Here is a 24,071-nt window from a genome sequence, read left to right as displayed (position 1 = left end):
ATCCATCTGCTTCAAGCACAGCATACAGTGGTGCAATCACTGTAGGTGAGACCACGACTATCAAGGCAATCGCTGTCAAAGAAGGAATGACTGACAGCTCAGTAGCATCTACAACTTATACAATCAGTGAAGGACCTGAGCCGTCTGAAGAAACAAAGGTAGAAGTCGAAGATCTGTCTGATGACAGCATTTCTGATGACCTGAAAAACAGCGATTTCAACACAGTATCAAAAATTGAAGATGCTCTGGAAACAGTTCTTTCAATTACAACAGAAGAAGAAAAAGAAAGATCGAAACTTGTCGATGTCAAACTGATGGTTTCAACTGACGGAGGTTCAACCTGGACTACAGCAACTGCTGAGAACTTCCCTGCAGAGGGCATTGATGTAGTATTGCCATATCCTGACGGAACCAATGGCGATGAATATAGTTTTAGCGTTGCCCATATGATTGGAACAAGTGCTAACGGCAAGACTGCCGGAGAAATAGAGAAGCCTGGTACAACAAACACTTCTTCAGGTATCAGCACACATTTTAACGGTCTTTCACCTGTAATGATCACATGGACAAAGAATTCATCACCTTCAAAGAAGGATGACTCAAAGAGCAAAGAAAAAGCTCATACACACCACTATGTATGGGAAACTATAGAAGCAACGGAAGATAGTGATGGCGAGTTAAGGTACAAATGTGACATTTGCGGAGATATTCAGACAAGAGTGCCTATAACTGCTTACTATGTGTTCAATAAGAATACTACAGATAAAATTAGAAAAGCAGGGCAAGGAGCAACAGTGAAGATTGAAACATCACGTTTCATTTCCTTCCACAAGATGGTAATGGATGCCCTAGCAGAAAGACCTGATGTAACACTTGAGATTAGTTTCCTTGACGGAGAATATAAAGGAGACAGAGTAATCGTTACAATTCCTGCCGGTACTGACGCGTTATCATTATTAGACGAAAACGGTTTTGTCGGATTCTTGTATCTAGCTTCTAAGTATGGATACACGTTAGAAAACTAATTATATTAAACTGATGATGTTTGTATAAAAAGGGAGAAGATTGATGATGGATAAATCAATCTTCTCCTTTACTAATTCATAGAAGTTAAAAATCTTTTCCGTTTGTTAATTGATTTCTGAACCAACTTGGTTCAGCTTTATGTGATGTTTTATTTGCTGACAAAGCGGTATTTTCCCTTATCTTGACTTTTTACAGCAACTATTACCTTAACCTCATCACGAAGTTTGGCGATGCCTGAGCTTGATTCAATTCTATCTGTCCAACGAACTGCTGGAGAATCTCTTATCGAATTCTATAGTATCGTGCCCGGCTTTCTCCCTCAGCTTCAACTATTCCTTCAGCTACAAGATCGGATAGTATAGCCCTAACTCTCGGCTGGCTAAGACCAATATGCTCAGCAATCTCTGATGTTTTGGCATTTCCCTGACTAGTAATATAAGCAACTATCACTTCTTTGTTTTCAGTAGTCTTGGCTTTGCCGCTTATATTTTTCGCTTGTCGCTTGGTTTTGTCGCTTGTCGCTTGCTTTTGCCGCTTGTCGCTTGCTTTTGCCGCTTGCAACCTATAAACAGTAGCCTTGATTCCGTCACCAAATTCCTCAAAAACAGGTTCCTGCAGACCATACTGCTTACATGATGTGATAACTCTGGGAATACCGGTTCCCCACGCTTCAACTATGTGCATGTACTGGAACATATCAGCGATGGCCTGATTTCTGCATTTTGATCTTCCGGTTTTCATGGTTGCAAAATCCATTCCGCCATAAAGCGTTCCTGGCGATACTACTTCAATTCTATCGTCGAAAATGGAAATCTGTATCTTAGATTCGACTAAATAGCTTCGATGAATAACTGCATTGGCAACCAATTCTCTGATTGACTTTATTGGGAGCTCATAGACATCTTTACTATAGAGCCCATTGACCTCAGCACCAATGTTAATATGCTTCAAGATAAACTGAAATGCATCAGATAACTGCTCATAAATAGGACCTTCAAACTCTTTTTTATCAATAAAAATGTCTCTGTCATTTCCTTTAAACAGGGCACATTGTATCTTGGCAAAACGAGAGTGATTATCTGTCATTAAAGAAAATGCATGTGTGGGCGCTAAATCTCTTCCGCTTCGACAAAGCATACCCATATCTTCGAGTTTCCCTATGGTCATATCTTTTACAGCTAATTTCTCATCCTCTGTCTCACAATTAGATATAGCAATTTCTTTTACCACTCTGCATAACTCGAGAGCTTTTTTCTCGTCATAATCAATGCCGATTTCTTGCATTGAATCATATGACAGGCTGGCCCCTTCAAGTTCAAGTTCTTTTAATGTAACAGGATCAGCCGGTCTGCTGGTACCGTTGACCCTTACATATGAAGTATCTTCTTTTGCTTTATTAGCCAGATAGTAAGGTCTATGTTTTCCCGGGAAAACCTCAACTACAAGAACAGTCTTGCCTTCCACTGACTGAGGATAAATATCAGTCTCAATAAGCGGTGTACATGAATCTGAAATCATTGATGAAATTGAATCAGAGAGCTTAAATGGGCTCTGGTCACCAATACCTACAACCTCTTTTGTCTCATCAACAATTCCAATTATGCTTTTTCCACCACTCGTGTTAGCAAAAGCAATAATATCCTTTAAAAATTTCTCGTGTTTTGAAGGGATTTCCTGCTTGAATTCTATTTTTTTATCTTCTCCAAAGTACTCTTTAGATACCATAGATAAATCTCCTCTATTCTATGTCGCTATCATTCTGATCTAGCTGATCGTATCGTTCTTGTAATTCCGCTATCTTTCTCTTGAGGCGGGCTTTTTCAAGGCTCTTCTCCGTCTTATCAACAATTCCTTGTGGATAAGTCCATTCCCAATTATGGTAGGCATTTATGATTTCCGCTTTTTCTTCTTCGGAATTAGCAACCTCGAGATCGGACTTCATCTGGGCGTATACATCATACCAGTCTTTCATGTACTCATAGAGACTATCCTTAAAATCTACCGTAAGACATAATCCGGGTACATGATTTTCATCTGTGGGCTCGATTTTCATATTAAAGTTATGCTCAAGTTCAAACATAGCATACATGGCGCCAATATAACTGGTTGTAACCGGATCTGCCAATGCAAGCGTACTTACACCAAGTGCTTCCGCAATCTTTTTGAGCATATCTGTTTTTGGCTTTCTTGCCCCGTTTTCATACTTCTGCATTCTATCGGCATTTAACCCAACTTTTTCACCAAGTTCAGCAAGCGACAATCCTCTCGCATTTCTTATGGTGCGTATTCTTGCCCCAACTCTGTCTGCAGCAGTTTCGTCATTGAACTCTACCGGATCCTGTCCAAATGCTTTGCTTATAGTAATCATGCGGATTCCTCCATTACTGATAATTAACAATTCATTACTGATATGGTAGCACAGATTATAACAGATATGAAGCACAAAAAAGGACATATAGAGAACATTTTTATAAAAGCACGTTATAGTGCTTGCAAAGAACCAGATAAAATGATATAGTACAATTAAAGAACAGAAATGTTCTTAACAAGAACCAAGAAAACAGAATAAAACAAACTGGTTCATCAACAAAAAGCGTTTCCCGGGAATCCGGATGTCGCAAAGAGCCCGGCGTTTCCTGATACAGATGTCGCCGATACCACAAAAGAACGGGAGAAGTGTGTTTCTCAGAAAGGAGGAAAATGAAAAACAGAAACAGACAAAGAGCAAACCGAAAACTAAAGGAAGAACTTCTTGATTTCAGAGATGCGTGTGGAGTCAAAGACCCCACACCATATGAAGCGGTAAAGGAAATCGTAGCTGAAATGAAGAAGAACAAAGAAAGGAGCAGACATGGAATACACGAATATGTTAGTTGGGTATAATGATATACTCACACCTACAGATGTTAAGGAAATCCTCAAGATAGGAAGGAACAAGGTCTATGACTATCTGAAGGATGGCACAATCAGATCTATGATGATTGCCGGGAAGTACAGAATTCCAAAGTTATATCTTCTGGAATTCATGTATCCCGATGTAGAATTTGTTAAGGAGGCAAGCTGAGAATGGCAAGACCTAAGAAAAGCGGCAAAAGAGCTACGGGTATCCAGGGCAGAAGCGGCTATCTATATATTATCAAGAATAACTATATAATTAAGGATGGCAGCAAGACCTTCGAAAAGCAGTGGATATCCACCGGGCTAAAAGATACGCCCGAGAATATCAAAAAAGCTTCAGAGATGAGAAGCAGGCTTCTTAATAAAAAGGAAGTTAAAAGCACAGACAGAAATATTTCATTAAGTAAATATGCGGATGGTTTTCTTGAAAAGAAGAAGAGAGAGGTTTCAGATACAACCCTTTCTTCTTATTTTTATAGAACAAACAGAATCAAAAATTACTTTGGTGATACTAAAGTCAAAGATGTAAATGAAACTATGGTCGAGAACTTTCTTGATGACATGTTCACAGCCTACCATGTTCAGTACAGAACTGTCAAAGATACGAAAGTACTTCTGAGCAGCATCCTTGAGCAGGCTATAAAGGAGGGTTTGATTGCTTCAAATCCAGCCAAAGAAGTTGTGATCAATAAGAACCTGGCAAATAGGTATGCCAAAGAGAAAGACACAGACGAGGAATTCTTTTCCTACGAAGAAGCCCAGCATTTCCTGGATGTAATAAAGGACCACGAACTTTACGAACTGTTCTATGTTACTTTGTTCTTTGGACTCAGGCGCGAGGAGCTTCTCGGGCTAAGGTGGTCAGCTTTAGACTTCAAGAACAAGACCATGAGCATCAACCATACTGTTACAAGAGGAACAGTTATCAATCGAGTTAATTCAACAAAGACTGACTCCAGCGCAAGAGAGTATCCTCTGACAGATGAACAGATTGCAATGTTCAAGAGGTTAAAGGAAAAAGAAACTGAATATAGACAGTTGTTCGGAAACAATTACCATGAAAGCGACTACATCTTCAAACATGTTGATGGGTCGCTTTTTTATCCGGATTATCCGTCAAAGCTGTTTTGCAAACTGATTAAGAAGATTCCTGAACTGCCTCAGGATATTACTTTTCATGGTCTTAGAAGTTCATGCGTATCGATTCTCGTCCATCAGAATAAGGATGTTAAGAGCATTCAGAAGTGGGTTGGACATGCAGACATCAATACCACTCTTAAAATATATGCAAAAGTAAAAGATAAAGAGGCTAAGAGAGAAATCTCAGATACAATGACAGGAATTATTCCTCTTAAGGATTATTCCGAACATGACAACGACCAGTAACTAAACAATTGAATATAGTTTATAGAGAGCTTTCTGTGTTATCAGATATTTTTCTGAAGAATAAAAGGAAAATGGTAGAAAAATGGTAGAATTAGAGCATAAAAAATCGGGGTGACAGGATTCGAACCTGCGACCTCGTCGTCCCGAACGACGCGCTCTACCAAGCTGAGCCACACCCCGTGGTAAAAATTATTGAGTTGAAAAATCGGTTTCGGGCGCAACGTCCCGAACGCAGCGCTCTACCAAACTGAGCCACGCCTCGATAATAAAAAACCCAGATAGTAAAATCTGGGTAGAAGAGCGATAGACGGGGCTCGAACCCGCGGTCTCGACCTTGGCAAGGTCGCGCGTTACCAACTACGCCACTATCGCATTTGTATTATTGTCATATCTGTGACAACGAATTGATTTTAGAATAAAATTAGTGTATTGTCAACATATAATTTAAAATTTTATTAAAAGTGAGCAGTAAATTAAGAGGAATTAAAATGTCAAAAATAAGTGTTTCAAATGCAGTAGCCATATTAAAAAAAGGACAAGGTCGAGAGCTTAAAAAGGGCGGACTTTGGGTTTATGACAATGAAATAGATAAAGTTGAAGGCTCTTTTGAAAATGGAGATATTATTGAGCTTCATGATTTCGATGGATATTTCATGGGGTATGGTTTCATCAATGTTAAGTCCAAGATCAGGATCAGAATGATGTCCCGCAGAAAAGAGAACCCAGTTACAGAGGAGCTCATTGAAAAGAGAATCCGTGATGCCTGGGAGTACAGAAAAGCTGTACTTGCGACCAACGAGCCGATAAATGAGCTTTCATGCAGACTTATTTTTGGTGAGGCAGATTTTTTGCCCGGAATAACAATTGATAAATTCTCAGATGTTCTTGTAATAGAGTCACTTGCTCTTGGAACAGACAGGATGAAAGAGCTCATAATTGATCTTTGCAAGAAAGTTCTGTGGGAAGATGGCATTGAGATTAAGGGCGTCTATGAGAGAAGTGATGCCAAGGTAAGAGAGCTCGAGGGACTTGAGAGAACAAAGGGCTTTATCGGAAAAGAGTTCGATACAAAGGTCATCATTACAGAGAATGGTGTTAAGTACTACGTAGATGTTGAAAATGGTCAGAAGACCGGATTTTTCCTTGACCAGAAGAACAACAGAAAGGCAATTGCATCTTTTTGTAAGGGTAAAAAAGTATTGGACTGCTTTACACACACTGGCTCTTTTGCACTTAACTGCGCGGCAGCAGGCGCTGAATCTGTGCTTGGTGTAGACGCATCAGACCTTGGCTGCAAGCAGGCTGAAGAAAACGCAGCTCTTAATGGCCTTGAAAACATAGCAAAATTCCAGTGTGCGGACGTGTTTGAACTTTTGCCGGATCTCGAGAAAAAGGGAGAGCTCTTTGATGTGGTAATCCTTGATCCTCCGGCTTTTACAAAGTCCAGAGCGTCAATAAAAAAAGCAGCTACAGGATATAAAGAGATAAATATGCGTGGAATGAAGCTCGTTAAAAACGGCGGATTTTTGGCCACATGTTCATGCTCACATTTTATGGATGAAGAGTTGTTCCTTAAGACAATTGCTGATGCAGCCCACGATGCTCATAAGAGAATAAAGCAGGTTGAGTTCAGGCAGCAGGCAGCTGACCACCCGATTTTGGTTGGCGGAACTTCATCTTATTATTTAAAATTCGTGATCTTCCAGGTTTGTGATGAGATGTAAGGCCCTGAAATGTTCACGAAAGCTGATGTTTTCAGGTGATATAGCTGATGAGCAACAAAATAAAAGTATCGTAACTTATCGCAAAATACCATAATTTTTTATAAAAATGGTGTAGTAAATGGTGTAGTAGAAACTCTTGAAAGATTGGAGACCGAGTGGGAGCTGGCAACTTGATTGTGGGCGATGTGATATTTTATAATACTTATAAGAGAATAATCCGATATATATTTTGGAGAAATTTTGTAGAAAGGAGAGGCTCTTTATGCTTAGGGACGAAATACTTCGTACTATCCCAGAGATCAAGAAGAGAATAGCCGGGAATGACGTTAATGATATTCCGATCAGCAGTCTTAAGTTTGGTATTGCCGGATCTATTGCGTTGGGAAAAGAAAAAAAGAATAGCGATATCGATCTTGTAATAGATTCTGATGGCTTTTCACTTGATGCGATAGACTTCATAAAGAGCTATCTTCATGATCTGTTTAAAAGAAAAGTGGACATATTATTCCTTCCACTCCTCAGAAAAGAGGATATCGAGCTTGATAATATTGCAAAAGAGTTTGATTTGGGAATAAATGAGGATTCCGTATATAAAACTGTGAACCGGGAGGTAATTTGGTTTGAGTAGTGCTTCATATAGCAGAGATGTGGCATTACTGCTCAGCATAATGAAGAATCAGAAGAAGATAAAAGATGTAGTGAGTCGCTTCGATGTTTCTTTTGAGCAGAAAGCAAAGAATTTCATTTGTAATGATGAAATGGCTTTTGATCTGTGTGCTATGTATATGGCTCAGATCGGTGAGGAGGTTAAGCACCTTACAACAGAGAGCAAGAATGAGCTTAGTAAAACGCTAGATACAAGTGTTTTATATCAGTTCAGGAACATGATTGACCATACCTATGAAAAGGTAAATAAGATTATGCTATCAGCGTATATCGAGAAGGCTGTTCGCGCTGAAACTGTGAAGGCAGTGCGAGATAGGGCTGAGTACTGTAAAGAACATAAGAGAAGTACGTAAATACTAAAAAAGCGATCCCGGAGCGTGTGTGAGAATCGGGATCGCTTTTATTTTTCATTCTCCATTTTTTTGATTGCCTGACGTATAAGATAGATGATCTCTCCGTTAATGGATCGTCCCTCGTACTCGGCAAGATCTTTTAATTTGGTATGTGTTTCCGAATCTATGCGTAAACCTATGTGTTTATCCTTTTCTTTATTCATAAGTCAAATTCTCCATACTTAAAAAACATGATATAAGTACATTTTAAGTATTGAATGATGCTATAATTGCATTATGTACTTAAAATAAGTACACATTATTTCAATGATGTTCAGATTGCCTACTTTTATATTAAACAGGATATAAAGGAGGGCATTCCATGGCAAAGTATGGATATGTGAGAGTTTCCACAAAGGAACAGAAAACAGACAGACAGATGGAAGCGATGCTGGAATATGGTGTGAATGTAAAGAATATCTTTACAGACAAACTTTCTGGTAAAGACTTTAACCGACCAAGTTACAAGAAGTTGGTGAAAAAGCTTAAAAAGGGTGATCTTCTGGTTATAAAAAGCATTGACAGACTTGGACGAGACTACAAGGAAATTCTTGAGGAATGGCGAAAGATAGTCAGAACCAAAGGTGTGGATATAGAGGTTATTGATCTTCCGCTTTTGAATACTACTCAAGAGATTGATGGTATTGCAGGAGTATTGATAGCAGATATTTTGCTTAGACTTCTGGCCTATGTATCTCAGACCGAGCGAGACTTCATTAAACAGCGACAGGCTGAAGGGATAGCCATAGCAATTGCTAAAGGAATCCATTTTGGAAGAGAAAAAATTGAGCCTACAACTGATTTTGATATATGGTTTGATAAGTGGATTTCCGGAGAAGTATCGTCCAGAGTTGCGGCTGAAAAAGCTGGAATGAAGCATACTACTTTCTATCGTAGGTGCAAAGAAAAACAAAACGGGATAATTATTCAAAAATCATGTTCCGAAAAGTAGGCAATCTGAAACATCTAAAAATGCCGTTCTGGCAATTATAAAATTCCATAAACTCTACTTGAATTCATTTTAATAATACTGTTTCAAAATGTCTAATTTTTGAAACGCAATATAATGATGCGAAAAAGCAGGTAACCTAGCAAACAAGCTATATCTTTAAACATTAGTTATAAGTGATAATAGAGTTGAGGTGAGAAGAATGGAATTAAGCGGATATCCTTCAATTGATAAGCCATGGTTAAAATATTATAGTTCCGAAGCGATAAATTCAATTTTACCAAAATGTAAAATATACGATGATATTTGGAATAATAATAAAAACAACTTAGATGATGTGGCAATTAACTATTTTGATAGTCATATTTCCTATGGGGAAATGTTTTCAAATATAGAAGGTGCTGCAAAATCATTTAGTAATATGGGAGTGCGCAAAGGAGATATCGTCGCAGTTGTATCCGTAACACTTCCTGAGATAATATATACGTTCTATGGCCTTAATCGTATTGGGGCAATTTCCAATATGATTGATCCAAGAACCAGCATAGAGGGGATTAGGAATTACATAGAAGAAGTATCTGCAAAGGTAGTGGTTGTCATAGACTTGGCATACAGCAGAGTAGCACAGGCTGTGGTCGGGACAACTATTGAAAATATAATTGTAGTTTCTCCTTCTGACTCATTACCATTTATAAAAAGACATCTATATCTTATGGGAAATAAGGTTAGTATTGCTACTGGATGTTTCACATGGAGAGAGTTTATAGCTTCAGGCAAGGAAACAAATCTTACAGACACTGATTATATAGAAAACGAGTGTTGCGTTATAGTGCATACCGGAGGGACAACCGGTATGCCAAAAGGGGTAATGCTTTCAAATGAAAATATCAATGCTGGTGCTAAGCAGTGTGATCTAAGCGGTTTTTGTCTTAATAGAGGAGACAGATGGCTTGGCATTATGCCTCCTTTTATAGCCTATGGAATATGTAATAGCCTCCATTTGCCATTGAGCATTGGTATGGAACTAATAATTATACCTAAATTTGATCCCAATACTTATGACAAATTGCTGATAAAGTATAAACCGACACATATTGTAGGCGTACCATCTCATTATCAGAAAGTGGTAGATAGCAAAAAGGTTAAGAATTTGGATATGTCTTTTATTTTATCTCCTGTAGTTGGTGGTGATGGGATAAAAGAAGAGCATGAAAAAGAAATCAGTTCATTCTTATTGAGTCATGGTTGTGGTACAAATTTAATTAAAGGCTACGGAATGACCGAAATATGTGCAGCAGCAGCGGCATCTGCTCAAATGACATATAATAAAACAGGCAGTGTAGGAATCCCATTCACTCACACGACAATATCTGTTTTTGATAAGGAAACGGGAAAAGAGTTAACCTATAATCAAGAAGGCGAAGTATGCATGAAAGGTCCTCATGTTATGCTGGGCTATTATAATAATGATGTAGCGACGAAAGAAGTGTTGAAAAAACATGAGGATGGAAGTATATGGCTTCATTCTGGAGACCTTGGCTACATTGATGAAGATGGATGTCTTTTTATCAAGGGGAGGCTGAAACGGATGATAATTAGGCATGATGGATTTAAGGTGTTCCCTACACAGATTGAAAATGTACTTGAGGAACATGAAGCGGTCAAGGATTGTTGTGTTGTAGGTCATAGCGATACTGTTCATTCGGAAGGATGCTTACCAGTAGCTTTTATTGTACTTGAAAATGGCGTAAAAGAGTCGGAGGGGCTAACTGATGAATTACGAAGCATATGCGAAAGGGAGTTACCCGAATATGCACTTCCAGTGGAGTATAACTATATTCCCAGCTTACCATTAACTTCTATTGGGAAAATAGACTATAGAGTATTGGAGAAGAAGGCTAATTAAATGGAACAATATGAACAGGATATAAAACTTTTTCAATGATAATTAATTAGGTTGATAGATTATGCGGCAGATTAGTTAAGAAACGCGAATCATAATGTGAAGGAGTCACTGTTGTGTTCAAAGTTTTAGGATCATTTTTCTATATGCTATCTCTAAATCAAGAAGAATGTGAAAAATATTGCCGTGAGAAACGACTTGAGCGCTACAGGAAATATGGCGGTGTTGTCAGGAGGATTCCTTTTCATTCACTGATACATCGCATTCTAATGCCACTTTTGTGGTGTAATCAGTTTTTTTCAGGAAGAAAGCTGACAATCGTTCATGATAGAAGAAAGAAAGACAGGCGCCCCATCATTTTTTGTCCAACGCATATAGGTGGTGTTGACATAGAGATGTCTTTTTTATCAATACATGAGCCTTGCTGGTTGGTTCTTGGTGACCCAAGAGAGTTATATCGCAGCTTAGATGGATTCTTACTTCAAGCAAATGGCGTAATTCTGATGGATGTTTCCTTTAAAGAGGACAGAATTGCAGCGAAAGCGCAAATGTTAGATTTGCTTAAGAAGGGAGGAAATCTGCTCATTTTTCCGGAAGGAGTACAAAACATCAGTCCCAACGCCTTGGTAAATCCATTATTTCCTGGAGCAGTTGAGCTTGCTATAGAGTGTGGTGCAGATATTGTTCCGATAGCATTGTGTAGATCAGGCAATAGATACTATGCGAACATCGGTGAAAATATCAATTATGATAGCTGTGACCTTGCAGATAGATATAAGCTTACCGAGGAGCTTAGGGACAAAATAGCCACATTGAAATGGGAGATAATTGAGTCTATTCCGGGCATCAAAAGATGTGATGTATCCGACGCAGCATATAGTGAATTCTTGCATGAAGTGTTTTCACTTGGTACATCATATACATGGACAGTAGATGATATCAGGTCAGGAATGTTTCGTCCAAAAGGAGTGACAGATTCCGAGGAAGTATTCGCTTTTATGGACAAAATTGTTCCATGCTTACGAAATGCTTTTTTGTATGGTGAAGCAAAAAAACAATAAACATGATATTATTTGTGTTTCTTTTTGTTCTTTCTTGAATTCATGACCTGCTTATAGTTCTTAGATCTGGCAAAGATTCCCTGAAGGGTTTCAAGTTCCAAAGGCGAAAGATTCTTAGGGTTCATGCCAAGCTCTCTGCAGAACTGGAAGGTAAGAATGCTCATGAAATCATCTTTATGCTTTTTAACGTTATCAAATAATTCATTAACTCTATCGGCCACGGTTGTATCCGTGGCTGTTTCTTTATCACTTACATGGGCGGTACGGATATCTTTTACAATAGGCTCCAGGTCAAGCTGGAGCTTATTAAGGAAGTAACGCTCCTCTTCAATGGTGCAGGCATCTAGAACAAGAAGCCCTGCATCGTCAGCAGATGGATTGAATTCTCCCATGATCCGTTTTCTTAATACATCAGCGTAGGCATTTACAGATTGGACAGATTGGGAAGCAACTCCGTCTACGAAAATCTCAGTATCCGCCATGAGCTTTTTGAAAGACGGATGACAGATGATTTCTCCAAGAAGCCTATTGTTGATAGTACCACTTTTCAGTACATCAAGAACAGAATCGCTGAGATTTAGTTCAGTGATATCTCTATTTGTATTTTCCCTAACCTCTGATTTATCAAAAAGGTAATCAAGACTTACATTATAAAAATCTGCAAGGGCAACCAGAACATAATGAGGTATGCCTTTGTTTTCGTCTGTCTCATATTCTCCAAGGGCTGAACTTGAAATGCCGGTCTTGGCTTCAAGCTCCTTTAAGGTAAGTCCTTTCTCTGTCCTTAAATCTTTTAATCTCTCTTGTAAAGTTATATGCGATTTCAAATTAATTTCCTCCGCTGATAATGACAAAAGAAAGTATATCATCAATAGCTCTTTTCATAAACGGTCCGTTTCCGTAATCTCGGAAAAACGATTCCTGAAAGAAAAAATCCTACATAAGGGATATACGGGATGAGCTTCTCCATTTTGGGACAATCAGAAATGTAAAAACTACATGATCGTTCCAAATGAATACTATTTCAGGGAAGCTAAGCGATGATACCGGAAGGCGGAGCGAGCCAAGGATAGAAAAACGACAAAGCCCAAAACAGTCTATATGGCTAACGGAACCAGAGGATACTTGTCAGGAACTCAGGAGGGGAGACGGCACTTAAGAAATGTTTTTTTGATGATGAGCAAATGAATGGTCACCAGTTTCGATGAAGAGCTGGTGACTTTTGATTTGCCCATCATGAACAAAATCCATGCGCAGGATTTTGTTCCGTAGCTTTTACAAACTTTGCTGACGGGCAAACAGCAGAGTTTGTGAAAGCGTGACGCTGTGAATAGCAGCGTCTTCAGAAAATGCGAGCGCAGCATTTTCTGAACAAGGGGTCAAGGGGGCTAAGCCCTTTTGTCAGGTCCAGGGTGAAACCTTGGCCCAGGGAGGTGTGTTGAGTATCGACACACCGTACTGGGTATTACTTGTCGGCTCTGGATGGTGGCAGGTGGGCTGGGGGTTCCCTCGGCTGACAAGGCTTTTTAAAAAATAAACAACTAATGGAGGTAAGAAATTATGATGCGTGCTACAAGGCACAATGGAAGATCAGGAGCACACGGGACTTATAATCCGAAGCACAATGACCGCGAATTTGATCTTGATAATGCTGTTGACATCAACAGTGAGATGACGCCCAACAACATTTACTGGAACTGCTATCAGGGATTCACTTTCCATAAAGATAGACCGGATGACTGGATGTCTTTTAAGGATGTGGAGCTTCTCTTTTACAAGCAGCAGTTCACGGGATGGCTTGATGCACAGAATGAAAGACACAGAAAGGAAGGCCACAAGAAAAGGATCAAGACTATGGAAGAAGTAGTTACTAATAAAAAGTGGTGTCCTGAAGAAACAATCTATCAGATCGGGAACATCGATGGTACGGTCGACTACAAGGAACTTGCGATGGTAGTTGCCGAGACCATGCAGGAAATTGACAAAAGGTTTGGAGAGTACTGCAGGACCATGGACTGGGGGCTTCATATTGATGAGAAGACTCCTCACATCCATGAGCGCCATGTGTTCTTTGCTCCTGATGAGTATGGATTTGATATGCCCCAGCAGGAAGAAGCCTGCAGGAGGATGGGGCTTGAACTTCCTGATAAGGGGAGCGAACCGGGAAGGTATAACAACAGGAAGATGACTTTTGATAAGGAGTGCAGAGCCATCTTTCTGGAGAAATGCAAAGAGCATGGGATCGATATTGAGGTAGAACCTATCTATGGCGGGAAGAAATATCAGGAAAAGCAGGAGTTCATCACAAGCCAGATCAATATGAAAAATCAGAATGTTCAGATTGAGAATGGACAGCTCCTTATTGATAACAGCATTCTGATTGAAGAAAGAAATGACCTCAAAAAAGAAATCAAGGAGTTGGATGATGAAAAACTTCAGAAAGAGTTACAGCTTGAAGAAGTGGATGTCTTTATAAATGATGTCACAGAGATTGCCTATGATAAGGCATGTGAAACCATCATTGATGAGATTGCTGAGAATATTAGAAAAGAAGAGACAAAGGAGATCACTAAGTTAAAAGCTGAGATTACTGAGTCAGATAATCTCATCACAAAGGCTCTTGGAAGGTTTGCTGTAGAGCAACTGGATAAGCTGCAGAAAAGGCTATCGGGAATCAAGACAAGAGTTGTGGAATCTCTGAAAAGATCTTTTACTTCAACTACTAAGAAAGAACACCTTCTAAATAAAATAGCTGAAGCAGCAAGACCAAGTCTTATTGAAATCCTTAATAAGAAAAAAGAAGAGATTGCCAAAGAAAAAGCAAAGGAACTGGATGTGCCTTCAAGGAAAAGAAAGCATGAACAGTGCCTGTGAGGGAGGTATGGACGTGAGTGTATTTGATGAGGTCAAAGAAATGGTTACAGCGGTGGATGCTTTTAAGCATTATGGTATTGACGTTGGCAGCAAAGGGATGTGTTGCTGTCCTTTCCACAATGATAAACACCCAAGCATGAAGGTGGATAAGCGCTATCATTGCTTCGGATGTGGAGCGGATGGGGATGTGATAGATTTTGTTTCAAACCACTTTGGACTGTCGGCAATCGATTCAGTAAAAAAGCTGAATGAGGATTTTTATCTGAGATTAGAGATTGGAGCTAATCATAGAACTTTCAAATCTGAAGAACAGATTCGTCAGGGAAAAGAACTTACTGTCAGACGCGAGGTCGTAAGAGCGTTTGATATCGTAAGGAGGGATGCCATCAATACTCTTTCAAAGTATCACAGGCTTTTGTGGAACTGGAAAAAAGAATATGAACCAAAGGACGAAGGGGATGCCGACTGGCATCCTTTTTTCGTGGAGGCATTGGATAAGCTGGATTTTGTAAATGAAATTCTTGATGCTCTGTTATTTGGAGAACGAACTGAACAGATTGAAATACTGGAAACTTATGGAGAGGAGATAAAACGTATTGGGGAACGAATTAAAAACTTTAACTGATGAAGAAATGGAAAGAATGGCCACTGTGCTTTTTGCTTCTGGATTCATGGAGCGCATGGCTAAGAAAATTGCTACAGATGGAGGCACAAATAATGAGGCTGATAATGATGAGATTTCAGAAAGGCGCAGGAAGGTGAAACAGCTTCTTGAAACAGATCCTAAAGGGATCCCACTTCAGACAAATAACAACTGTAAAACAGTACTACGGGAAGATCCGGTGCTTAAGGATGCAATAAGATTCAATGAGCTGAATGAAAGGGTGGACATCATAAAACCTGTGCCATGGAGAAGAAGCACTGCCGCCCTAACAGATGTTGATGTGGCAAATCTTATAACTTATCTTGAAGTTCATTACGGGTTGAAAGATGACAGGAAGATCGAAAGGGCTATAAAGACGGTTTCTTTTGATAATCCCTATCATCCAATAAAGCAGTACTGGGAGTCGCTTGTATGGGATGGAACCGAAAGAGTGCGTCATGCTCTACACCACTTCCTTGGTGCTGATGAGTCCGAACTCAATTATCAGGCACTCAAAATATTCATGCTTGGTGCAATATCGAGAGTGTATGATCCCGGACACAAGTTTGACTATATGATCTGTCTTGTAGGTGGTCAGGGAGCAGGCAAATCAACATTTCTGCGATTCCTTGCTATAGAGGACAGGTATTTCACTGATGACCTCAAGAACCTTGAAGGCGATGATGTTTTTGAAAAGCTTCAGGGGCACATGATAGTAGAAATGGCGGAGATGCTTGCTACAGTAAGAGCATCAAACGCTGAGGAGATCAAAGCTTTTATAACAAGACAGGTGGATGTATATCGCATAAGATATGACAAATTTGTATCTGAGCATCCAAGAAAGTGTGTATTTGCAGGAACATCTAATAAAAGACAGTTCCTTCCACCGGATAAATCCGGAAACAGAAGATTTATTCCTATTGAATGTCACGCTTCACTTGCTGAGGTACACATCCTCGATGATGAAGAAGAATCCAGAAGATATATCGAACAGATGTGGGCTGAGATGATGGTGATATTCAGGTCAGGAGATTATTCTCTGACTCTTTCAAAAGAAATGCAGGAAGAACTGGAACTCCTTCAGGAAGATTTTGTTCCAGAAGATCCTATGGAAACTGAGATACGGGATTTCCTCGATGCGACTAAAGAGAACTATGTATGTGTTCAGATGCTTTTCTATAAAGCACTGGGGCATAGCAGTCTTTTTGACAAACCCAAACAGGGTGAAGCAAGGTTGATAGCGAACATCATGGATAACATCCCGGGATGGAAACGAGTATCGAGTCATGACTTCTTTGACTATGGCAAGCAGCGTGGATGGGTCAGAGAAGGCGCTCCGCTGGAGGTCACAGATCCTGATGGCTTTATGCCGGTTCCTGAACAGATGGAGATTCCCTTCACCTGACAGGATAAACTGATAAACCGATAAACTGATAAAAATAAAAGTATTTTGTAACTGTAATAAGTGAAAATTTTTTAGAACCGGTTTATGGGAGTGAGTTTATCACCTTCCTGCCGGCTCTTTTCAATGGAGGGGAATAACAATATGGAAAAGAGATTATTGAATATTGAAGAGTTTTGCCAGTATATGGGAATTGGCAAGACTAAGGCAAGAGAATTACTACGTGGTCGGAACGGATTTGGGGTACAGATTGGCAACAGATGGTACGCCGACAAGAACAAGTTGGACAAGTGGATTGACAGAAACGCAGCGTAAAAATGAATTGAGACAAAGGGAGCCTACTGCTATACTTTATATAGTTGTAGGCTCCCATTTTGATCTCACGAAAGGAGATAGAATGGGAAAGTCATTAAATGGTAAAGAACTGGGTAAGGGTATTACCCAGAGAAAGGATGGTTTATATCAGGCTCGCTTTACAAATCGCTTTGGTAAAAGGCAGACGATATATGCTAATACAGTCACAGAGATAACAAAAAAGCTACGAGATGAGCAATACGAGGATGAGAAGCAGATCAACGTTGTAACCAGCACTATTACTCTTGACGAGTGGTACGATAAGTGGATTACTACCTGCAAGAAGCACTGCAGAGATACAACAATCAGAACTTACGGAGTTATTTACAACAGATTAAGAGCTGATCTTGGATGGAGAAAGCTAAATAAACTGAATCTTGTAATACTACAGGATGCATTTAACAAGCTTGAGACGGATAATATGCGCGATGATTGCAAGAGTGTTCTTATAGATATGCTCAATCGTGCGGTAGAAACAGACCTTCTCGTGAAGAACGTGGCCTTTGGCATAAACACCACTATTGATAATGATGAGAAGGCAGAAAAGAGAATTCTTTCAGATGAAGAGATTTCACTTCTTCTAGACAGCACAGATGGAGACCAGATGCATAACTTCTTTGTTGTGGCGCTGGGGACAGGAATGAGAATGGGTGAAATACTCGGATTAAACTGGGATTGTGTTCATTTTGACACTGGCATGGTAGAGATAAACAAAACTCTATGCTATCTGCCTAATGGTGGAGTTGGTATTTATGAGTTTCATCCTCCAAAGACCAGGGCGGGGAAGAGAAGCATACCGATGACGTCTGCTGTTAAAGAGGCACTTCTTAAACAGAAGAAATGGAAAGAGCGTGTTGCAATCAGGCATAATCCTAGGCCCGGAATGGAAGATCTGGTTTTCTGCAGTAAGACCAACAATCCGATCAATGAAGCAAATATACGAGGATCCATACGCTATATTGTTGACAAAATCAATCGTGAGAATCCTGGCTTGAATTTTGCGCCGTTTACGCCACATGGACTTAGGCATACCTTTGCGACCAAAGCTATTGCAAGAGGAATGCAACCCAAGGTTCTTCAGAAGATTCTGGGTCACAATTCTCTTCAGATGACTATGGATCTTTACTGTCATGTCGAGGACGATACTCTCACTGAAGCAATGGCGCTCATGGAGAAAGTGGTGTAAAAGTGGTGTAGTAGCATAGAGGGCAGATAAAGAAAGCGAGTATTTAAGCTATATTGTGACTAAACATCTGAAGTTTGTAATCTATCAGGTCTGCGATGAGATGTAACAAAAAAGTGTTTGTTATAATGAGCTATATTTCACTACTTGACTGTTGATAAAGTGTAGTTTTTACATTTAGGAGTGTAATAAAATGTCTAATTCAATAAAAAATATAATCAAGGACATGACACTTGAGGAAAAGGCAAGTCTGTGTTCAGGAGCCGATTTTTGGCATACTAAGGCAGTGGAACGTTTAGGAGTTCCTGCAATCATGGTATCCGATGGACCTCACGGTCTGCGCAAACAGGCAGAAGAAGCTGATCATCTTGGAATCAATGACAGTATCTCAGCCGTTTGTTTTCCTGCTGCATGTGCAACAGCTGCAAGCTTTGACGTGGATCTTATCAGAGAGATGGGAGAAACAATCGGCAATGAGTGCCAGGCTGAAAATGTAGGTGTTGTCCTTGGTCCTGCTGTTAATATCAAAAGAAGTCCTTTGTGCGGACGTAATTTTGAATATTTTTCTGAAGATCCATTTTTAGCTGGTGAGATGGCTGCGTCATATATAAATGGCGTACAGTCAAAAGATGTAGGAACCAGTATCAAACATTTCGCAGTAAACAATCAGGAATATCGTAGAATGAGCACCTCAGCTGAGGTTTCCGAAAGGGCACTTCATGAGATTTATTTTCCTGCCTTTGAAATAGCAGTAAAAAAGTCTCAGCCCTGGACGGTTATGTGCAGTTATAACAAGATAAATGGCACATATGCTTCGGATAATAAATATCTTTTGACAGATGTTCTCAGAGATATGTGGGGCTTTGAAGGCTTTGTTATGACTGACTGGGGCGCTGTAGATGACAGAGTGCAGGGAATAAAGGCAGGTCTTGAGCTTGAGATGCCGGGCCCCGGAACGCTCAACGATAAAAAAATCGTAGAAGCAGTAAAGAGCGGTGCTCTCGAAGAGGACAAGCTTGATGCAGCTGTGGAAAAGATATTGGAGATAGTCTACAGATTTGTGGATAACCATGGCAAACACGCTGACGCAGTATTTGACAGAGATAAAGATCATGACAAGGCTGTCAGGATTGCAGGTGAATGTGCAGTTCTTTTACAGAATAACGGAGTACTCCCTATTGCTGCAGACAAAAAGGTTGCCTACATCGGCGGATTTGCCAAAACACCAAGATACCAGGGCGGCGGTTCCAGTCATATAAATTCTTCAAAAGTAGTAAGTGCTCTTGATGAAGCGATTAAAAGAAATAGAAACGTTGAATTTGCTCCGGCATTTCCAATCGATGCAGACAGCATAACCGAAAAAGATCTGACAGATGCAATTGAACTGGCAAGATCTGTAGATGTTGCAGTTATATTTGCAGGTCTGCCTGACTTTATAGAGTCTGAAGGGTATGACAGAGCAGATATGAAGCTTCCTTCTGCCCAGATAAAGCTTATTGAAGAGATAGCAAAAGTTCAGAAAAATACAGTGGTAGTACTTCATAACGGAAGTCCTATCGAAGCAGATTGGGCAGATAATGTGGGAGCAATCCTTGAAATGTACCTTGGTGGACAGGGAGTTGGTGAGGCTACAGACAAGCTTTTGTTTGGTGAGATAAGTCCAAGCGGGCACCTTGCAGAGAGTTTCCCGTGTCATCTTGAGGATAACCCAAGTTATCTGAATTTCCCCGGTGATGGAAGAACAATTGATTACGCCGAGGGTGTATATGTAGGATACAGATATTATGACACCAAGAAAATGCCTGTCAGATGGGCATTTGGGCATGGTTTGTCCTATACAACATTTAAGATTGATAATCTGAAGCTTTCCGGCAGCATAATGACTGACAATTCTGAAATAGAAGTTTCTGTAGATGTTAACAACACCGGAGACAGAGTGGGAAAAGAGGTTGTTCAGTTATATGTAAGCGACCGCACAGGCACTTCCGGTAGACCGGTAAAAGAGCTAAAGGGCTTTAAGAAAGTTTCTTTAAATCCGGGAGAAACAAAGACGGTTAGTATAACAATCGATAGTCGCAGCCTGGCTTACTGGAACAGTGATATGAAGGGATGGTATGCTCCTTCAGGAAATTACGAGATCTTAGTCGGAGATTCCAGCGACCATATTTTGTGCAGCGCTTCTGTGCAGAATGAAACAAGAGTACTGCCACCATTTAAGATTGATGGAGCAACTACTATTGAGGAACTGGCTACTGATCCGAGAACTGCAAAGGCATATGAGAAGATGATGAACGAACTTGCCCAAAAGTCCGGAATGTTCGCTGCAGCTACAGACAAAGAAAATCCTGATATGATGCTTGTTGAAATGATAAAAGGAATGCCGCTTAAGAGTCTTGCGAGCTTTGGCGTTGATGTTGATATGGAAGCGGTTATCGAAACTTTTCAAAAAGCAGTAGGTTCAAATGATTAAAAAATGCATATGTTTGCTGATGAATATAAGGGTGTACTTGCGAATCTTCTTCCATATCTGAAGGAGCTTACTTAGAATTAAATAGAAGAATTTTTTTATAAAAAACTCTTGACATGATAATACTAATGCTTTAATATTATTTTTGTTGTCGCGAAAGCGACTTTACATATATGCGATAGTGGCGTAGTTGGTAACGCGCGACCTTGCCAAGGTCGAGACCGCGGGTTCGAGCCCCGTCTATCGCTCTAACCTTTTGATTCCGAAATGCCTAGTATTTATAGGCTTTTCGGAATTTTTTATTTGTCCAAAATTCACGATTTTTTTGTGTGTATGGATTCATTTTGTCCATTTGCGTGACTATGATAAGATAATCCTTGTTGAAAAAGTATAGCAGGCAGGTGAATCATGAATTACAGAATGATGACAGAAAAAGATTTAGAATGTGTGGTTGAAAGGAACATCGAATACTATAACACTGTCGAAAACTGCTGCTGGACATTTGAAAAAGCATACAAAAGAATCCATCAGGTATTAACAATGGAAGACTCCATGTGTATGGTCCAGCTAGATGACAGTAACACCATAACAGGCTATTTGATGGGATATTTCAAGGAATTTGATGATATAATAGGTTACTTTCTGGAAGAGATTGTTATATTTAAAAGCTTTCAAGGAAAAGGATATGGTACAGATTTTCTAAAGATACTGGAGCAGGAAGCCGTCAAAAGTGGAGCTTCTATCATAGAGTTGAACAGTGTTAATGATGAAATGCACAAGCATTTTTATTCAAAGCTTTCCTATTATGAAACTAAAAATTTCGTAATGATGGGAAAATTCTTGGAGGAGACTTGATAAACACAAAAACAACCACATAAAATAACCCATATGTGGTACAAAATTCTTATGAAAGCTGGATTGAGTCTATTTCTTATGTCAGAAAAAATGCATCTCTTCCGGAGAAGTAGTGGAATTATTCAGAGCAAAGAGCTTCTCTGAATAAAGATTTAAATTCTGTTGTGGTTAAGATTTTCACTAATATTTTTTGCACTTAATTGAAATTTTTTTATTTTTTCACCAACCTTTTTTATTTTTCTTACACTATATATCCGTACAGCGCTGGTACGGATAAATGATATGTTGGGGAATGAGTATGATCAAGGAAAAAGCAGACAAACTTATAATAGAATACTCTCCAAAAATCTACGGATTTGCAGTAAAGAAAGCATTTTCCCTTGAGGAATCGGAAGAACTTGCGGCAGAGATGGTAAAAGAAGTGTATTTATCATTACTTGAGGCTAATGAAGTATTCAACGTGGAAGGCTATGTCTGGCGTATTTGCGAGCATACCTATGCCAAATATGTAAATAGTACAAAAAAGCACCAAGGCATTTCTTTGGACGGAATGGAACTTACTTATTACGATAACTACAACCTCGGAGAAAAAGATGAAGATCTCAAGAAACTCCGCCAGGAGATTGGCTTTCTTTCTGAAAAAAGACGACAGATCATTTATTCATTTTATTACGAAGGAAAATCTATTCAGAAAATAGCAGCTGAAGAGAATCTTTCGGAAGGAACAGTAAAATGGCATCTGAATAAGGCCAGAAATGATTTGAAGGAGAATTTTTTTATGGAAAGAAAAGTAGGAAGTTTGGGAATCTCACCAATCGAAGCTATAAGTGTAGATCATAATGGACAGCCAGGTAGGAAAGGCGGTCCGGATGTTTATTTGAACGACAAGATTAACCTTAACATTGTATACAGTGTTTATGATAGTCCAAAAACCAAGGAAGGTATTGCTGAAGAGATGGGCATGACACCTGTTTACCTAGAAGACAGAATTACAGTCCTTGAAAAGAACGGATTCTTGATAGAAACAAGTGGGAAAAGATATACCACATATGTAAAGTTCACTCCAAAGGAACGCAGCCTGGAGCAGGAAGAAGAGATACTCAAGAGCAAGATAAAAGTTGCAGATAGTTTACTAAAAAACTATGTTCCTAAGGTAAAGGAAGCATTAAAGAAGATTACAGATGTTTATATTCCTGGCGATAATTGGGAGCTTTTTGAAGCAACATCAATCTTTTATTCCATAACAAACAAATGCAATCTGCCTATTGAAAAGAACGTATCTCCATATCTTGTTAAAACTCTTGATGGTGGAGAATACTATGTTACTGTAAATCTTAAGTCGGAGATTATTGATCCTGACTTTAAACCAACAATAGAGGAAAGTACCAGAGATTACACTGCCTGCGGTTCAATGACGCGAAATGCATGGAAGTACCCTGCAGTCCAATCATGGTCAAACGACAGCAGATTTTCCAGTCGTAAAGGGATGTGGCAAAACAACCTCAATACGGATTACGATGCCATATATGAAGTAATCTGCGGTGACATCGAGGACAACAAGGCAAATGAAGAAAAGTTCAAGCGTCTTCGTGAGAGAGGTTTTATAACAGATGATGGCAAACTAAATGTGTTGGTTGTCAAGAAATCCATGGAAGAGTTTGATGCATTAATCCCTTCTCCAGATAAGGATCAGCTTGATGAGTTTGCAAAGATTGCTATAGAGCAGGCTGTTATGCTTGCAAAGAATTATCCGCCACAGATGCAGGACTTTATAGTGTTTGAATTTGTAAAATGGTATGTTGATAATACTATTGCTATGATTGTACTGGATAAATTATATGATTCAGGTGAGTACAAGCCACTTACTGAATCAGAGAAAGCAACAGCAAATCTACTGGTATTTTCGGATAGACTTCCTCAGTAAAGTGAATGGGGCTGTCGCATTAGATGATTGAATCATCTGGGCGATGGCCCTTTTTCAGGCCTAAAAATCGGTACTTATATCTGCTTTCTGCTCATATCTCATATTTTTAGAGTAACTTAATAGTCCGAAGATATCTTCGGATCAGATACAGGAGTTTGATTTTTAAGGATCAAAAATTATGCCGTTTTCTTTAGCTCAAAAAGATGAGTTCCTGTTCGGCCGGCCATGATCTTGTGATGCAGTTTATTGATATCGAATCCGATTGCAAGCAACACACTTTGTGCAAGAACATTCTTCGTCCCCTTATACAAATATCTTCTGAAGTTCATGTCTTCTTTTACATTTGCAAATGAACCCTCCGCCT

At 39.5% G+C, this 24,071-nt stretch carries 23 protein-coding genes and 3 tRNA genes; 19 read left to right on the top strand and 7 right to left on the bottom strand.

What is annotated here, in order from left to right:
- On the top strand, positions 1-1,025 hold a 1,025-nt coding region (locus tag BM146_RS17525), incomplete at its 5' end, for a chitobiase/beta-hexosaminidase C-terminal domain-containing protein (protein WP_177201729.1).
- Positions 1,026-1,308: 283 nt separating this feature from the next.
- On the opposite strand, the gene BM146_RS17520 is transcribed toward BM146_RS17525, so the two are convergent.
- Complete coding sequence (locus BM146_RS17520) at positions 1,309-2,751, bottom strand: ATP-binding protein (protein ID WP_074891826.1); 1,443 nt, start codon at positions 2,749-2,751, stop codon at positions 1,309-1,311.
- 13 nt (positions 2,752-2,764) lie between these two features.
- Positions 2,765-3,394 (bottom strand): helix-turn-helix domain-containing protein, encoded by a 630-nt coding sequence (locus BM146_RS17515; RefSeq protein ID WP_074891824.1) that lies wholly within the window; start codon positions 3,392-3,394, stop codon positions 2,765-2,767.
- 332 nt (positions 3,395-3,726) lie between these two features.
- Between BM146_RS17515 and BM146_RS17510 the strand changes: the two genes are divergently transcribed.
- From BM146_RS17510 to BM146_RS17500, 3 genes are read left to right on the top strand one after another with little or no spacing between them, the layout of a single operon-like run.
- A complete protein-coding gene (locus tag BM146_RS17510; RefSeq protein ID WP_074891822.1) occupies positions 3,727-3,909 on the top strand; it encodes a hypothetical protein in 183 nt (60 codons plus the stop codon).
- The gene (locus BM146_RS17505) at positions 3,878-4,090 is read left to right on the top strand and encodes a helix-turn-helix domain-containing protein (protein WP_074891820.1); all 213 of its coding nucleotides are present in this window, start codon (positions 3,878-3,880) and stop codon (positions 4,088-4,090) included. The genes BM146_RS17510 and BM146_RS17505 overlap by 32 nt, the downstream gene beginning before the upstream one ends.
- A gap of 2 nt (positions 4,091-4,092) precedes the next feature.
- Positions 4,093-5,310: a tyrosine-type recombinase/integrase gene (locus BM146_RS17500; RefSeq protein ID WP_074891818.1), complete on the top strand. Its 1,218-nt coding sequence runs from the start codon at positions 4,093-4,095 to the stop codon at positions 5,308-5,310.
- A 106-nt stretch (positions 5,311-5,416) separates the two neighbouring features.
- On the opposite strand, the gene BM146_RS17495 is transcribed toward BM146_RS17500, so the two are convergent.
- Positions 5,417-5,490, bottom strand: a tRNA-Pro gene (locus BM146_RS17495).
- Between the two features lie 119 nt (positions 5,491-5,609).
- Positions 5,610-5,682: transfer RNA gene (locus BM146_RS17490), tRNA-Gly, on the bottom strand.
- 116 nt (positions 5,683-5,798) lie between these two features.
- Here BM146_RS17490 and BM146_RS17485 point away from each other — a divergent pair.
- The 3 genes from BM146_RS17485 to BM146_RS17475 all read left to right on the top strand — a co-directional run bounded on the left by BM146_RS17485 (position 5,799) and on the right by BM146_RS17475 (position 8,053).
- On the top strand, positions 5,799-7,034 hold the full coding sequence (locus tag BM146_RS17485; protein ID WP_074891816.1) for a class I SAM-dependent rRNA methyltransferase: 1,236 nt from the start codon (positions 5,799-5,801) through the stop codon (positions 7,032-7,034).
- A gap of 262 nt (positions 7,035-7,296) precedes the next feature.
- Positions 7,297-7,662 (top strand): nucleotidyltransferase domain-containing protein, encoded by a 366-nt coding sequence (locus tag BM146_RS17480; RefSeq protein ID WP_074891814.1) that lies wholly within the window; start codon positions 7,297-7,299, stop codon positions 7,660-7,662.
- Entirely contained in the window at positions 7,655-8,053 is a 399-nt protein-coding gene (locus BM146_RS17475) for a ribonuclease HepT family protein (RefSeq protein WP_074891812.1), read from the top strand. Before BM146_RS17480 ends, BM146_RS17475 begins: the two co-directional genes overlap by 8 nt.
- A gap of 47 nt (positions 8,054-8,100) precedes the next feature.
- On the opposite strand, the gene BM146_RS17470 is transcribed toward BM146_RS17475, so the two are convergent.
- Positions 8,101-8,256: an Arc family DNA-binding protein gene (locus BM146_RS17470; RefSeq protein WP_074891810.1), complete on the bottom strand. Its 156-nt coding sequence runs from the start codon at positions 8,254-8,256 to the stop codon at positions 8,101-8,103.
- 158 nt (positions 8,257-8,414) lie between these two features.
- On the opposite strand from BM146_RS17470, the gene BM146_RS17465 reads away from it, so the two are divergent.
- The 3 genes from BM146_RS17465 (at position 8,415) to BM146_RS17455 (ending at position 12,005) form a co-directional block, all read left to right on the top strand.
- Entirely contained in the window at positions 8,415-9,044 is a 630-nt protein-coding gene (locus tag BM146_RS17465; protein ID WP_074891808.1) for a recombinase family protein, read from the top strand.
- A 199-nt stretch (positions 9,045-9,243) separates the two neighbouring features.
- Positions 9,244-10,947 (top strand): class I adenylate-forming enzyme family protein, encoded by a 1,704-nt coding sequence (locus BM146_RS17460; protein WP_074891806.1) that lies wholly within the window; start codon positions 9,244-9,246, stop codon positions 10,945-10,947.
- A gap of 113 nt (positions 10,948-11,060) precedes the next feature.
- Complete coding sequence (locus BM146_RS17455; RefSeq protein WP_083413635.1) at positions 11,061-12,005, top strand: lysophospholipid acyltransferase family protein; 945 nt, start codon at positions 11,061-11,063, stop codon at positions 12,003-12,005.
- An 8-nt stretch (positions 12,006-12,013) separates the two neighbouring features.
- On the opposite strand, the gene BM146_RS17450 is transcribed toward BM146_RS17455, so the two are convergent.
- Positions 12,014-12,832 (bottom strand): helix-turn-helix domain-containing protein, encoded by an 819-nt coding sequence (locus tag BM146_RS17450; RefSeq protein WP_074891832.1) that lies wholly within the window; start codon positions 12,830-12,832, stop codon positions 12,014-12,016.
- A gap of 733 nt (positions 12,833-13,565) precedes the next feature.
- Here BM146_RS17450 and BM146_RS17445 point away from each other — a divergent pair.
- From BM146_RS17445 to BM146_RS17405, 9 genes are all read left to right on the top strand, one after another.
- Positions 13,566-14,879, top strand: a complete 1,314-nt coding sequence (locus tag BM146_RS17445) for a hypothetical protein (protein WP_074891802.1) — start codon at positions 13,566-13,568, stop codon at positions 14,877-14,879.
- Between the two features lie 13 nt (positions 14,880-14,892).
- The gene (locus tag BM146_RS17440) at positions 14,893-15,504 is read left to right on the top strand and encodes a CHC2 zinc finger domain-containing protein (protein WP_074891830.1); all 612 of its coding nucleotides are present in this window, start codon (positions 14,893-14,895) and stop codon (positions 15,502-15,504) included.
- Positions 15,476-16,927 carry a virulence-associated E family protein gene (locus BM146_RS17435; RefSeq protein ID WP_242949436.1) on the top strand — a complete coding sequence of 484 codons (1,452 nt, stop codon included), beginning with the start codon at positions 15,476-15,478 and terminating at the stop codon, positions 16,925-16,927. The genes BM146_RS17440 and BM146_RS17435 overlap by 29 nt, the downstream gene beginning before the upstream one ends.
- A gap of 141 nt (positions 16,928-17,068) precedes the next feature.
- The gene (locus BM146_RS17430) at positions 17,069-17,239 is read left to right on the top strand and encodes a helix-turn-helix domain-containing protein (protein WP_074891800.1); all 171 of its coding nucleotides are present in this window, start codon (positions 17,069-17,071) and stop codon (positions 17,237-17,239) included.
- Between the two features lie 82 nt (positions 17,240-17,321).
- Positions 17,322-18,464 carry a tyrosine-type recombinase/integrase gene (locus BM146_RS17425; RefSeq protein WP_074891798.1) on the top strand — a complete coding sequence of 381 codons (1,143 nt, stop codon included), beginning with the start codon at positions 17,322-17,324 and terminating at the stop codon, positions 18,462-18,464.
- Between the two features lie 190 nt (positions 18,465-18,654).
- Positions 18,655-20,931 (top strand): glycoside hydrolase family 3 C-terminal domain-containing protein, encoded by a 2,277-nt coding sequence (locus BM146_RS17420; protein WP_074891796.1) that lies wholly within the window; start codon positions 18,655-18,657, stop codon positions 20,929-20,931.
- A 172-nt stretch (positions 20,932-21,103) separates the two neighbouring features.
- A tRNA-Gly gene (locus tag BM146_RS17415) sits at positions 21,104-21,176 on the top strand.
- Between the two features lie 160 nt (positions 21,177-21,336).
- Positions 21,337-21,783: a GNAT family N-acetyltransferase gene (locus BM146_RS17410; protein WP_242949435.1), complete on the top strand. Its 447-nt coding sequence runs from the start codon at positions 21,337-21,339 to the stop codon at positions 21,781-21,783.
- 298 nt (positions 21,784-22,081) lie between these two features.
- Positions 22,082-23,707: a sigma-70 family RNA polymerase sigma factor gene (locus tag BM146_RS17405; RefSeq protein ID WP_074891792.1), complete on the top strand. Its 1,626-nt coding sequence runs from the start codon at positions 22,082-22,084 to the stop codon at positions 23,705-23,707.
- A gap of 176 nt (positions 23,708-23,883) precedes the next feature.
- Here the strand turns inward: BM146_RS17405 and BM146_RS17400 are convergent.
- On the bottom strand, positions 23,884-24,071 hold a 188-nt coding region (locus tag BM146_RS17400), incomplete at its 5' end, for a transposase (protein ID WP_074891790.1).

The organism is Butyrivibrio proteoclasticus, from assembly GCF_900115735.1.
GTDB classification, from domain to species: Bacteria; Bacillota; Clostridia; order Lachnospirales; family Lachnospiraceae; genus Butyrivibrio; species Butyrivibrio proteoclasticus_B.
Note: the sequence above shows the minus strand (reverse complement) of the source record. Positions and strands in the feature narration are given on the sequence as shown.